This window comes from Pseudomonas sp. MAG733B (assembly GCF_036884845.1).
Taxonomy (GTDB): Bacteria; Pseudomonadota; Gammaproteobacteria; order Pseudomonadales; family Pseudomonadaceae; genus Aquipseudomonas.
The window spans coordinates 4,125,405-4,137,836 of the sequence record NZ_CP145732.1; the positions used below are offsets into that span (position 1 = coordinate 4,125,405).

The window sequence follows — 12,432 nt, forward strand, 5'->3', positions numbered from 1 at the left end:
CAACCTCAATGCCCCACGGCGAAGGCAATCGGCGCCGAACGGGCCAACCCGCCCCGGCACTTGAGTACCCGCAATTGCGCAGGCTTGGCATCGATGGCGATGCGCAGGGCCGCGGGCGACGGGTTGATCGCTTCACTGAGCGAGCGATAGGCGAACGCCAGGGTCTGGCCGGTTTCCGCTGCCACCTGCAATCGACGCAAGGCGCGATCATCGGCCTTGTGCGGCCAGCACAGCACCGCGCCGCAACTGCCCGAACGCAGGCATTGCTCCGCGGCCCACAGCGCATCGCGCTCGCTGGCCTGGATGATCGACAACTGCCGCAGATCAACCCCCGCGTTCTGCCAGGCCTGGGGGTACGGCACGTAAGGCGGCGCCACCAGCACGATGCGCTCGCCCGCCGCCGACAGCCGCGCCAGCGCCGGCCACACCAATTGCAATTCGCCCACGCCCTGCCCGCTCAGCAGGATTTCCGTCAGCGCCGCCTCCGGCCAGCCACCGGTGGGCAGCGCCGCATCCAGCGTGGCATGCCCGGTGGGTTGCGGGCTGACGGCCGGCGGCGCAGGCCGGCCCTTCCAGACCTGGCCGCCATTGAACAGCGTATCCAACGCAACGACGGCGCCCATCAGCCTTGCCTCACCAGACCGCAGAACACCCCTTCGATAGCGAGGTCCCGGTCGGCTTCGACGATGATCGGCTGATAAGCCGGGTTGCGCGGCAACAGGCGAACCGTGTCACCGACCCGCTCGAAGCGCTTGATGGTGACTTCGCCGTCGAGGCGCGCCACGACGATCTGGCCGTTGACCGCCTCGGGGCTGCGATGCACGCCCACCAGATCGCCATCGAGAATGCCGTCCTCGATCATCGAGTCGCCGCGCACCCGCAACATGTAGTCCGGCACCCGCGAGAAAATCGACGGATCAAGCAGCAAGCGGCTATGGATTTCGGCATCGGCACCGATCGGCGCACCGGCCGCCACCCGGCCGAGTACCGGGATGTCCAGCAGTTCGGGGCGCGGCGGTTGCCCGAGCAGGCGAATGCCCCGGGCCTGATGCGGGTTGACCTCGATAAACCCGGCGTCGGTGAGCGCCAGCACATGCTTGCGCGCCACACTGCGGGAGGCGAAGCCGAACGCCTCGCTGATTTCAGCGAGGCTCGGGGACTGACCGTGCTCCGCGATGCGCTCGCGGATGAAGGTCAGGATGGCGGTACGGCGGGGAGTAAGAGTCGTCATGGAGTACATTTGTACTCTTTTGGCATTTTCCTGGCAAGGACCGCCAGTCAGCTCAACCCACGTGACGCCAAAAACCCTGCAATGTAATCGATGAACGCCAACACCTTGGCCGTGGCCCGTCGATGGCTCGGGTACACCGCCAGAATGTACGGGCCGAAGCTGTCCGGATCGATGTCGTAGTCGGCCATGACCCGCACCAGTCGCCCATCGGCAATGTACGGCGCGGCGCTCCACAGCGGCGTGTGCAGCAAGCCGCGCCCGGCCAGGGCATTGGCCAGCAACAAGTCGTAATTGTCGCTGCGCAGGCGCGGTGCCTGAGGTTGCGGCAGGCTCAGGCGCTGCCCGTCACGCTCGGCCCACCAGAATTCGCGACTCAGCAACGGATGGCGATACAGCAACCACTCGTGGTCATCGACGGTCTGCGGGGTGACCGGCAGCCCCTTGCGCGCCAGGTACTCCGGGCTGCCGCACAGTGCCAGGCGATTGCTGCCGACCACGCGGGCGATCAGCCCCGGCAAATCGTCGTGGCCTTCACGCAAGGCCAGGTCGTAGCCGCTTTCCAGCAGATTGACGAACTCGTCGCACAAGTCCACTTGCAGGTTGATCTGCGGATACTGCTCAAGAAAACCGCCACAGACCTGATCGAGAAAAGCCTGCCCATAGGCCAGCGGCGCGGTGATTTTCAGGCTGCCGCGCAAACCATGCTGCAACTGCTCGATTTCCTCGCCGGCCTCGTCCAGCCGCTGCAATACCTGGCGCGCGGTTTCCAGATAAAGCCGCCCGGATTCCGTCAGCAATATCCGCCGGGTGCTGCGCTCGAACAAACGCGCACCGAGTTCCGCTTCCAGGTGATTGACCGCTTTGGTCAGCGCCGACGGAGTCTTGCCCAATTGCTCGGCGGCGCGACTGAAACTGCCCAGTTGCGCCGTGACCACGAACATTTTCAATGCACCCAGCTTGTCCATACTTTTTCCATTCAGGCAAAAATGTTTTTCGTGAGCGAGGCGTTCTACCGAGCACGGCAAGCCACTAATCTGGCCATCAGACGCAATAACAAGGAAACATTCAATGAAAAGATTCATCCCGAATCTCTTGGTGGCCGCAGTGAGTTTTGCCTCGTTGGAAGCCATGGCGGCGACTGATCTGGTGTTGTTAAACGGCAAGATCTTCACCGCCGACCGCAGCCAGCCCAAGGTTCAGGCACTGGCGGTGCAGGACGGCAAAGTGCTGCAAGTGGGCAGCGATGCGCAGATCAAAGCCTTGATCGAATCGGGAACCAAGGTCATCGATCTGCAGGGCAAGACCTTGATGCCCGGCCTGATCGACAGCCACTCCCACGCGATTTTCGGTGGCCTGGAAATGGTCTCGGCCAACATGGCCGATGAAGTGGTCGAGCTCGACGAACTGGAAAAACGCCTGCGCACCTGGCGCGATGACGGCACGGCGAAGCACGGTGACGTGCTCAGCATCGCCGGCATGAGTTCGGTGTATTGGGCTCAGGCCGAAGCGTTGGGCAAGAAATTCAACAGCGGCGAATGGGCCAGTGTGCCCGTAGTCTTTATCGGCAGTGACCACCACACAGCCTGGGCCAACGACGTGATGCTCAAGCGCGCGGGTGTCGATGCTGCGCTGATCAAGTCGTTGCCGAAGGCTGAAGACGGCACCATTGGCAAGCTCAAGAACGGCGCGCCCAATGGCTTTCTGGTAGACGCCGGTTGGGACCGGGTCGCCTCGAAAATGCCGGCGCCGAGCGCCGCCGACATGCTCAAGGCTGCGCAAACCGCCGTGAGCTACAACAACAGCGTCGGCATTACCGCGTGGATGGACCCCGCTGCCAACGCTGCGCCGGGCGAACCGGTGTTCGCCCTCAAGCCCACGGAAAAAACCGTCGGCGTGTTGCCGGTGTACAAGGCGCTGGCCGAAAGCGGCGGCATGACTGCCCACGTCGCGGCGCTGCTGGTGGCCAACTCGAAAAGCGTACCCGCCGACCTCGACACACTGGACAAGGTTCGCCAACAATTTCAGGGCATCCCCAACCTGACGCTGCCCGGCATCAAGATTTTCGCCGACGGCGTGATCGAGTACCCGGCGCAAAGCGCGGCGATGATCGATCCCTACAGCAACTCGCACAAACAGGGCGAGTTGCTGATCGATCCCAAGCACTTTGGCGAGTTGGTCAGCGCCATCGATCAACGGGGTTGGCTGGTGCACATCCACGCCATCGGCGACCGAGCGGTACGTGAATCGCTTAACGGTATCGCACAGGCACGCAAAGACCGGCAGAGCGGCGTGACCCACTCCGTCACGCACCTGCAAATGGTCAACCCGAAAGAGTTCGCCCGGTTCAAACCGCTCGACGTCATCGCCTCGATGCAACTGCTCTGGGCCAGCGCCGACGACTACACCACGGACATGATCAAGCCTTACGTCAGTGCCCTGGCGTTCCGTTACCAGTACCCGGCGCACTCGTTGCTCAAACAGGGCGCGACCATCGCCGGCGCCAGCGACTGGCCGGTGTCGTCGCCGAATCCGTTCAACGCCATGGCCCAGGCCATGACGCGGGTCGGCCCTTTGGGTGTGCTCAACGCCGATGAACGCATCGACCGCGAAACCATGTTCTACGCCTACACACTCAACGCTGCGCGCACCATCGGCCTGGACAAGACCATCGGCTCGTTGAGCGCCGGTAAACAGGCCGACTTTATCGTTCTCGACCGCGACGTGTTCAGCGTCGACGAGAAAGCCCTGCACGACACCCAAGTGCTGCAAACCTGGTTCGCCGGTCGTCAGGTCTACGCCCCAACCCTCTAATAAAAAACCGCAACCACCCCGCTGCCCGACCTCGTGTTTTTCGACATGAGGTCCGGCGCAGCCTTGTCTCAAATCTGCCCATAACAATCACAATAGCGGGACGTAACCCATGAAAGCCTTCACCCTGATCGCCCTCGGTTCCTTGACTTTGCTGCCCTTGAGCAGCCAGGCCATCACCTTGAACGATGATTTCTCACTGTTGCTGGATGCAACCCTGGCCAGCGACTACCGCACTCGCGGCATCTCGCAGACCCAGAACGATCCGACCATTCAATTCGGCATGACCCTGGCCCACAGCAGTGGCCTGTACCTGGGCGCGTGGACATCCAACGTCGACTTTGGCGGCGGCCTGAAAACCCGCCAGGAAGTCGATTACTACGCCGGTTGGCTGTGGCAGGCCACCGATGACGTCAGCCTGGATCTTGGCTATCTCAAGTATTCGTATCCGAAGGAGAGTCAGTTCAATCAAAGCGAGGCCTACGGCATTCTCAGCGTCTACGGTGTGAAGCTGGCGGCCTATTACTCCGCCGATGCGCCGGGCATCGACAGCGAGCAGAACTCGCTCTACAGCTATGTCGGTTATGAAACCGAGCTGCCTTATGGCGTGGGTCTGAAGCTGCGTTACGGCGACATGGATTTCAAGGACCCGCACCTGTACTCACGCTCGGGTGAGGCCGAAGACTCGTACCGTGAATGGGAGGTCAAACTGACTCACGAGTTGGCCGGGGTGATGCTCGGACTGAGTTACATCGATACCGATTTGTCGAAGAGCCAGTGCGCCAGTAACTGGGGCTTCGATGATGTGTGCAGCGCGACAGTAGTGGCGAGTGTCAGCAAATCCTTCTGATCTCCATGGATCCCCATGTGGGAGCGGGCTTGCTCGCGAAAGCGGTGGATCAGTCGATATCAAGATTGAATGTTCGACCGCATTCGCGAGCAAGCCCGCTCCCACATTAGTTCTCTGTGGCTTCAGAGTTGAGTTGCGCCAGATAATCCCACGGATAAATCCCGCGTTCATGCCCGTCGCTGAACACCAGCTGCAAACCATATCCCTGCGGATTCAGTTCGACCACGCACACACGCTCATCGACCAGCGGCGTCATCCCGCGCAAACGAAACGCCCGGCATTGCGAACACGGACACAGCCGACGCAGTTCGGCGTGGCCGAGCAGTTGTTCACGACCATCCGGCCAGCCCAATCGCAACTGCTGTTTGCTGCGGGAATTGCCAATCGCCACGGGGTTCATTGCAGCTGACTCAAGGCGATGCGTACGGCTTTGCGCACTTCCGGGTCGCCGTCGTCCTGTGCGGCCTGCAACGGTGCGATGGCGCCGCGATCGTTCAATTCGCCAAGGGCCAGCGCGGCTTCCTTGCGCAGGTTGCTGATGCGATGGCCGAGGGCTTCGATCAGCGGATCGAGGGCCGGGGCGTAGCGCAAGCGGCCGAGACTGCGGGTGGCGCGCAGGCGCACTTGCCAGTAATCGTCGGTCAAGGCTTCGACCAGCGCCGAACCCGCATCAACGTGCCCGACCTTGCCCAGCGTGGTGGCGGCTTCCTCGCGCACTTGCCAGGCTTCGTCCCGCAGCGCCTGACGCAGCGCCGGCAAGACTTGTTCGTCGGAGGCAAGACCCAATGCCCCGGTGGCGGCGCGGCGAACTTCGACGTCCGTATCGGCGCTGGCCAGTCGCGCCAGTGCCGGCAAGGCATCGAGTTGTTTGAGCCAGCCCAGCACACCGACCGCTTCACGCCGGACGCTGGCGTCCTTGTCGTCCAACGCGAGCAACGCCGCTGGCGCCGCCTCGGCAAAGCGCAACTCTCGCAAAGCCCTGAACGCCGCGATACGCACGCCGATGTCGGCATGCCCGGTCCACGGCAGAATCACCTTCCCCGCCGCTTCACTCTTGAGCAGGCTGAGGCTTTGCGCAGCGGCAGCTTGCACCGCATCCGATGGATCGGTGAGTGCCTGGCACAGCGCCTCGACCACCGGCGCGTCCTCCCAGGCTTCGAGCAACCGCGCGGCTTCGGCGCGGACTTCCGGAGCCGGGTCTTCGGCCAATCGATTGACCAGCCACAGCAGGCCGTCCGGCTCTTCCAGGTCAGCCAGCTCGATCAGCGCAATGCGGCGCACGCCCGAATCGTCATCGGTCAGGCGCGGTTGCAGGGCGAGAATGTCTTCGTTATCGGTTACATCGAATAGTGAGGTCATAGGGCAAATCGCGGCAGTTTGTTTTCTGGGGGAAGTCCGAGAGGGTTCAGGCGAGGCAGCTGCCGACCGTCTTCGTGACGCAACAGTTCGAGGCAGTGACGCTTCAAACGGGAGAACTCATGGCTCGTCACCAGTTCAGTGGTGCGTGGCCGGGGGAAATCCAGGCGCAGGTCTTCGATGATCCGGCCGGGACGCGAACTCATGACCAGCAGGCGATCGGCGAGAAACAGCGCCTCGTCGATGTCATGGGTGACAAACACCACGGTGGTGCGAATGCGCGTCCAGATGTCCAGCAACAGTTCCTGCATGTTCAACCGGGTCAAGGCATCGAGCGCGCCAAAGGGTTCGTCCATCAGCAACAGCCGTGGACGATTGACCAGCACCCGGGCGATTTCCACCCGTTGCTGCATGCCGCCGGAGAGTTGATCCGGCCAGCGCTCGGCAAAACCTTCGAGGCCGACCAGGGCGAGGATTTCGTCGGCGGCCCGGTGCCGCTCAGCCTTGCCGACGCCGCGCATTTTCAGGCCGAAGGCGACGTTGTCGCGCACCGTGCGCCAGGGAAACAATGTGTGCTGCTGGAACACCATGCCACGCTGCGGCGACGGACCGGACACCGCCGAGCCATCGACGTTGAGGCTGCCGGTACGCGGTTGCAGATGGCCGGCCAGGGCACCGAGCAACGTGGATTTACCGCAACCGGACGGCCCGAGAATGCACACGAACTGCCCCGGTTCGATCTGGCAGTCGAGGCCCTGCACGGCTTCGAAGGCCGCATTGCCCTCGCCCAGGCTGATCGACAGACCGCGAATATCGATACGCCCTTCCGGGTGTTGAAATACGCTCATCAGGCTTTTCCTCGTGGTCGATGCCAAGGCGTGAACAACCCGCCGAGGCGTTTGATCAGCAGACTGCTGCCCATCCCGAGTACGCCGATCAGCAACATGCCGACCACGATGTCGGGGTAGTTCTGAATGGTGTAGGACTCCCAGGTGTAATAGCCGATGCCGTATTGGCCGGAGATCATCTCGGCGGTCACCAGGCAGAACCACGAGGTGCCCATGCCGATGGCGAGGCCGGTGATGATGCTCGGTGCGGCGCCTGGCAGAATCACTTCCAGCAACATCGCCCGGCGCCCTGCTCCGAGGCTTTTTGCCGAAGCGATCAACCTCGGGTCGACACCTTCCACACCGTGTACGGTGTTGAGCAGGATCGGAAACAAGGCGCCGGTAAAGGTGATGAACACCATCGACAGTTCCGACGACGGGAACATCAGAATCGCCAGTGGAATCCACGCCACGGCCGGAATCGGCCGCAGCACTTCCAGCGGCGGCAGCAACAGATCCTCGGCCCATTTCGAGCGGCCGATCGCCAGGCCCAACGCGACGCCGATGATCAGCGCCGCGAGGTAACCGGCGAACACCCGGCTCAGGCTGCTGCTCAGGTGCCGGGCGAGTTTGCCTGAATCGCCAAGGCCGAATGCGGCTTCGATCACCGACAGCGGCGTGGGCACGTTGGCGAAGGTAACGAGGCCGAGGTTCCAGTGGTGGCTGGCGGCGAGTTGCCAGAATACGAGGCAGAACAGCAAGGATGCGGCTCTTGGAATCCAGCGTGAATATGATCGGTACACAATTTTTCCTCTCTACCGAGATCCTGTGGGAGCGGGCTTGCTCGCGAAAGCGGTGTGTCAGTCAACAAGGATTTTGAATGTTGGACCGCATTCGCGAGCAAGCCCGCTCCCACATTTGACCGGGGTGTTCCGGGGGTTAGCGCACCGCCACAGCCTGCGCAGTGGCATCCGTGAAATCGAACACCTTGCCGCCCTGTGCCGAGGCAAATTGCTGGGCCTGGCCCTTGAGCAGGAATGCGCTCAGGCGTCCCTTGGCATCACTGGCAAACCACGCCTGATCGGCCAGCAGCTTGATCCCGCTGTCGCTGGCCTGGGTGTACACCGCGCGGATGTTCTTGCCTTCCTGTTTCAGCACGGTCAGCGCAGCAAACGCCGATTCCGCCGAGGCGTATTGACGGACTTTCGGCTCGCCGCGCACCCAGATTTCGGCCACATGGCTGAAATCAGTGATGGCCTTGCCGCTGGATGCATCCACGGCTTTGAGCGGCGTCTGGGCGTAGTTCGCCAGTTGCGCGGTGTAATCGAGGTTCGACGCCTTGAAGGCAGCACGGATGTACTGATCGTCGATGAAGGTATTCAGATCGAGACCTCGATCGGCCTTCTTCAATAGCTTGAGGGTGTCGATGGCAGTGCCGACAGCCTGGCGGTATTCCGGTTTCCAGCTCAGGTCGCGGGTCTGCACGCCAAGCGGGCCGTGGAACAGGTAGTTGACCTCGGCATCGACGCCGGTGACTTTGGCGATCAGTTCGCTGTACTTCTCAGGCTCGGCGGCGAGCAGTTGATTGGCTTCGATGCTGGCACGCAGATAAGCGACAACAATCTCCGGGTACTTTTTCGCGTAGGACTGATCGACCAACGCTCCGTGGAAGGTCGGCGCGCCGGCCTGGGAGCCGTCGTAGATCTTGCGTGCGAAGCCCCGGCTCGGGAACAGCTCGGCGAACGGCACGAAGTCGGCGTGGGCATCGATCTTGCCCGCCTGCAACGCAGAACCGGCGACTTCCGGCGGCTGGGCGATGATGTTCACATCCTTGAGCGGGTCCCAGCCTTGAGCCGCCACGGCACGCAGCAACATACCGTGGGCGGTGGAAGCGAACGGTACGGAAATGGTCTTGCCCTTGAGCTCGGCCAGCGACTGCACGCCCGATGCGCTCGGCACCACGATGCCGTTGCCACTGCCCTTGGTGCTGCCCGACAACACGCTGATAAACAGGCTGTGCTTGCCCGCTGTTTCAAACGCCACGCCGTTGAATGAACCCGGGAAATCGGCCATGGCGCCGAAGTCGAGTTTGCCGGCGACCATCTCATTGGTCAGCGGCGCGCCACTGGTGAAGTTCTTCCACTCCACCTCGTACTTGGCGTCTTTGTATTGGCCGTCGTGGGGCAAGTATTTGTCCAGCAGACCGAGCTCGCGAATCAACAGACCGCCGGCGGCACAGTTGATCGTGGTGTCCTGGGTGCCGATGGCAATGCGGATAGTTTCGGCCGAGGCCGACAAGGTGAATGAAGCCAGTACCAGACCGGCCAAAGCTGCACGCAACATCATGAGTGTTTCCCCTCGAATCATTTATAGGATGTTCGTCTCCGCCACGATCAGGGCGTGGTGGGAAACGAGGGGTGTTTTGAAGCAAGCGTCCGGGGGTGGCCGGATGGCGTTTTTGTGAGGCTGCTCTCGATCCCCTGTGGGAGCGGGCTTGCTCGCGAATGCGTCCGTTCAGTCAATGGAGATGCCAGTTGTGCCGGCCTCTTCGCGAGCAAGCCCGCTCCCACATTGATTGTGTTTCAGCGCAGTAAATACGGGATTTCGACCTTCACCGCCCCGGTCGGGCAGTCCTTTTCACAGGGCATGCAGTACCAGCATTCGTCGAAGGCCATGTAGGCCTTTTGCGTGGCCGGGTTGATCGCCAGCAGGTCCATCGGGCAGACGTCGACGCACACGGTGCAGCCCTTGTGGGCGATGCATTTGTCCTCGTCGACCGTGACGGGGGCGTTGGAACGGAAGAAGATTTCCTGAGGTTGGTAGGCCATTTCACGGTTTCTCTCTAGTGTCTTGCTCAAGCCGCATCGGCACCGACCCGCAACCGGTCGTAAGCCTGCATTTCGTCCACGTCGAGCGGGATGATGTAAGGCTCGACGGCTTTCTTGAAACTGGTCATCAGGCCGTTTTCGCCCTTCTTCAGGTGGCAATGGCAGAACCAGTCGCTGTCGTTGCGCTGCGGGTGATCGACCCGATAGTGGTAAAGCCCCCAGCGACTTTCGGCACGGAACAGCGAGGCCCTGGCGGCCATTTCGGCGCAGTCGCGGATCATGCTGACTTCCATGGCGCGCATCAGTTCGTGGGCGTTGTGGGCCTTCATCTGATCGAGGTCGCGCTGGATGTCGCTGAAACGTTGCAGGCCGATCTGCATCTTCTTGGTCACTTTCGGCGGTTGCAGGTAGTCGTTGACGAAGCGCCGCAGCTTGTATTCGACCTGAGCCGGTGGCAGTCCGTGTTCACGATCCAGCGGTGCGTAGACCCGTTGTTTTTCGGTTTCGATCTGCCGGGCATCCAAGGCTGAAAACTCGCGACCGGCAACAAAATCCGCCGCGTTGTTACCGGCAAACCAGCCATAGGTGAACGCGCCAAGCATGTAGTTATGCGGCACGGCAGCCATGTCGCCCGCCGAGTACAAACCCTTGACCGAGGTCTCGGCCTTCTCGTTGACCCATACGCCGGACGCCGAATGACCGCTGCAAAAACCGATCTCGGAGATGTGCATCTCGACCATCTGCGTGCGGTAGTCGGTGCCGCGATTGGCGTGAAATTGGCCCCGACTCGGGCGCTCGTTGCTGTGCAGGATTTCTTCGATGTTCTGGATGGTTTCTTCGGCCAGGTGATCGAGCTTGAGGAACACCGGACCGTTGCCGCTTTCCAGTTCCTGGTGGAACTCCCACATCATCTGCCCGCTCCAGTAGTCACACTCGATGAAGCGTTCGCCCTTGTTGTTGGCGGTGTAGCCGCCCAAGGGACCGGTGACGTAGGCGCAGGCCGGGCCGTTGTAGTCCTTGATCAGCGGGTTGATCTGGAAGCATTCCAGGTTCGCCAGTTCGGCTCCGGCGTGGTAGGCCATCGAGTAACCGTCGCCGGCGTTGGTCGGGTTTTCGTAGGTGCCCATCAGGTAGCCCGAGGACGGCAGGCCCAAGCGCCCGGCGGCACCGCAGGCGAGGATCACTGCCTTGGCCTTGATCACATGGAAGTCGGCCGTGCGGCAATCGAAACCCATCACGCCGTTGACCGCGCCCTCTTCATCCGTGAGCAAACGGGTGCAGACCAGGCGATTGGTGATGCTCACCCGCGCCCGCTTCAACTGGCGATACAGGACTTTCTTGATGTCGTGTCCTTCCGGCATCGGCAACACATAAGCGCCCATGTGGTGAACCTTCTTCACCGCGTAATCGCCGGTCTCGTCCTTCTCGAATTTCACGCCCCAGCGGTCCAGTTGCTCGATGGTTTCGAAGCTGTGGGTGGCATAGGCGTACACCGCTGCCTGATTGACGATGCCGTCGTTGGCGATGGTGATTTCCTTGGTGTACTGCTCCGGTGTCGAGTGGCCGGGAATGATCGCGTTGTTCAGACCATCCATGCCCATGCTGATCGCACCGCTGCGCTTGACGTTGGCCTTGTCGATCAACAACACCCGCAAGTCGCGGTTGCGTTCCTTGGCCTTGATCGCTGCCATCGGGCCGGCCGTGCCGCCGCCGATGACGACGATGTCGTATTCCTGTTCGAGGGTGTTTCGCGTCATGCCTGCTCCCCTTTTTGCCGGTCGATCCGCAGGCGGTACTGGAAGGCATCGCCACGGTAGTAAAGGTGTTCGAAGTCCAGCGGCTGGCCTGCGGCGTCGTGGGTCAGACGCTCGATGCGCATGATCGGCGAGCCCGGTTCGACGTTCAGCGCCTGGGTCAGGTCGCTGTCGGCCAGCACCGCGTCGATGGCCAGATCAGCATGGCCGAGCGAAACGCCGCAGTCGTTTTCCAGGATCAGGAAAATGTCGCGAGTCACCAGATCCGCCTTCTCCAGGCGCTCGCCGATGGCTTTGGGCAGGTAGGTGATTTCCAGCGAAATCGGCTCGCGGTTGATCAAACGCACCCGTTTGATCTGCGCCACGGTCTCGCCTTCGGCAACCTGCAAACGTTCGGCGACCAGCTTGTCGGCGGCGATGAATTTGAAACTGCGCAGGCGGTTGATCACTTCATAGCCGCGCCCGGTCATCGACTCGGCGAGGCCTTGCAGGGTGCTGACGTTCTGGAAGGTTTTCGGCTTGGCGACGAACGTGCCCTTGCCGTGGATCTTGAAGATCAGCCCTTCCTTTTGCAGATCGCCGAGCGCCTGGCGCACGGTGATGCGGCTGACCTTGAACAGCGCGCCGAGCTCGCTTTCGGAAGGCATCTGGCTGTCTTGCGGATATTCGCCGTCGAGAATGCGGGCACGTAGTACGTCGCGCAGTTGGGTGTGCAGTGGGACGCTGCTCAGGGATAGAACGTTATCGGTCATGAAGATCACTTGTTATAACGAGTTAT

At 61.8% G+C, this 12,432-nt stretch carries 13 protein-coding genes; 2 read left to right on the plus strand and 11 right to left on the minus strand.

The genetic code is table 11. The annotated features are described in order from the left end of the window. Positions 1–5 precede the first annotated feature (5 nt). Genes imuA through V6Z53_RS18820 form a run of 3 tightly spaced genes read right to left on the minus strand, consistent with a single transcriptional unit; the run spans position 6 to position 2,196 of the window. The gene (gene imuA, locus V6Z53_RS18810; RefSeq protein WP_338581118.1) at positions 6–623 is read right to left on the minus strand and encodes a translesion DNA synthesis-associated protein ImuA; all 618 of its coding nucleotides are present in this window, start codon (positions 621–623) and stop codon (positions 6–8) included. Beyond that, the gene (lexA, locus tag V6Z53_RS18815; protein ID WP_338581119.1) at positions 623–1,240 is read right to left on the minus strand and encodes a transcriptional repressor LexA; all 618 of its coding nucleotides are present in this window, start codon (positions 1,238–1,240) and stop codon (positions 623–625) included. Before lexA ends, imuA begins: the two co-directional genes overlap by 1 nt. Positions 1,241–1,278: 38 nt before the next feature. Beyond that, complete coding sequence (locus V6Z53_RS18820; protein ID WP_338581120.1) at positions 1,279–2,196, minus strand: LysR family transcriptional regulator; 918 nt, start codon at positions 2,194–2,196, stop codon at positions 1,279–1,281. Between the two features lie 103 nt (positions 2,197–2,299). On the opposite strand from V6Z53_RS18820, the gene V6Z53_RS18825 reads away from it, so the two are divergent. Next, positions 2,300–4,042: an amidohydrolase gene (locus tag V6Z53_RS18825; protein ID WP_338581121.1), complete on the plus strand. Its 1,743-nt coding sequence runs from the start codon at positions 2,300–2,302 to the stop codon at positions 4,040–4,042. 109 nt (positions 4,043–4,151) lie between these two features. Continuing rightward, positions 4,152–4,889 (plus strand): TorF family putative porin, encoded by a 738-nt coding sequence (locus tag V6Z53_RS18830; protein WP_338581122.1) that lies wholly within the window; start codon positions 4,152–4,154, stop codon positions 4,887–4,889. 106 nt (positions 4,890–4,995) lie between these two features. Here V6Z53_RS18830 and V6Z53_RS18835 read toward each other — a convergent pair whose 3' ends face one another. From V6Z53_RS18835 to V6Z53_RS18870, 8 genes are all read right to left on the minus strand, one after another. Further along, on the minus strand, positions 4,996–5,289 hold the full coding sequence (locus V6Z53_RS18835) for a DUF971 domain-containing protein (protein ID WP_338581123.1): 294 nt from the start codon (positions 5,287–5,289) through the stop codon (positions 4,996–4,998). Further along, positions 5,286–6,248 carry a HEAT repeat domain-containing protein gene (locus V6Z53_RS18840; RefSeq protein WP_338581124.1) on the minus strand — a complete coding sequence of 321 codons (963 nt, stop codon included), beginning with the start codon at positions 6,246–6,248 and terminating at the stop codon, positions 5,286–5,288. Before V6Z53_RS18840 ends, V6Z53_RS18835 begins: the two co-directional genes overlap by 4 nt. Continuing rightward, positions 6,245–7,093 (minus strand): ABC transporter ATP-binding protein, encoded by an 849-nt coding sequence (locus V6Z53_RS18845; protein WP_338581125.1) that lies wholly within the window; start codon positions 7,091–7,093, stop codon positions 6,245–6,247. The genes V6Z53_RS18840 and V6Z53_RS18845 overlap by 4 nt, the downstream gene beginning before the upstream one ends. Next, complete coding sequence (locus tag V6Z53_RS18850) at positions 7,093–7,875, minus strand: ABC transporter permease (protein ID WP_338581126.1); 783 nt, start codon at positions 7,873–7,875, stop codon at positions 7,093–7,095. The genes V6Z53_RS18845 and V6Z53_RS18850 overlap by 1 nt, the downstream gene beginning before the upstream one ends. Before the next feature lie 136 nt (positions 7,876–8,011). Continuing rightward, a complete protein-coding gene (locus tag V6Z53_RS18855) occupies positions 8,012–9,418 on the minus strand; it encodes an ABC transporter substrate-binding protein (RefSeq protein ID WP_338581127.1) in 1,407 nt (468 codons plus the stop codon). Positions 9,419–9,654: 236 nt separating this feature from the next. After that, on the minus strand, positions 9,655–9,900 hold the full coding sequence (locus V6Z53_RS18860; protein WP_003180418.1) for a ferredoxin family protein: 246 nt from the start codon (positions 9,898–9,900) through the stop codon (positions 9,655–9,657). Positions 9,901–9,926: 26 nt separating this feature from the next. Then, positions 9,927–11,657, minus strand: coding sequence for a fumarate reductase/succinate dehydrogenase flavoprotein subunit (locus V6Z53_RS18865; RefSeq protein ID WP_338581128.1), 1,731 nt, complete (start codon positions 11,655–11,657; stop codon positions 9,927–9,929). After that, complete coding sequence (locus V6Z53_RS18870) at positions 11,654–12,406, minus strand: GntR family transcriptional regulator (RefSeq protein ID WP_338581129.1); 753 nt, start codon at positions 12,404–12,406, stop codon at positions 11,654–11,656. Before V6Z53_RS18870 ends, V6Z53_RS18865 begins: the two co-directional genes overlap by 4 nt. Positions 12,407–12,432: the final 26 nt, after the last annotated feature.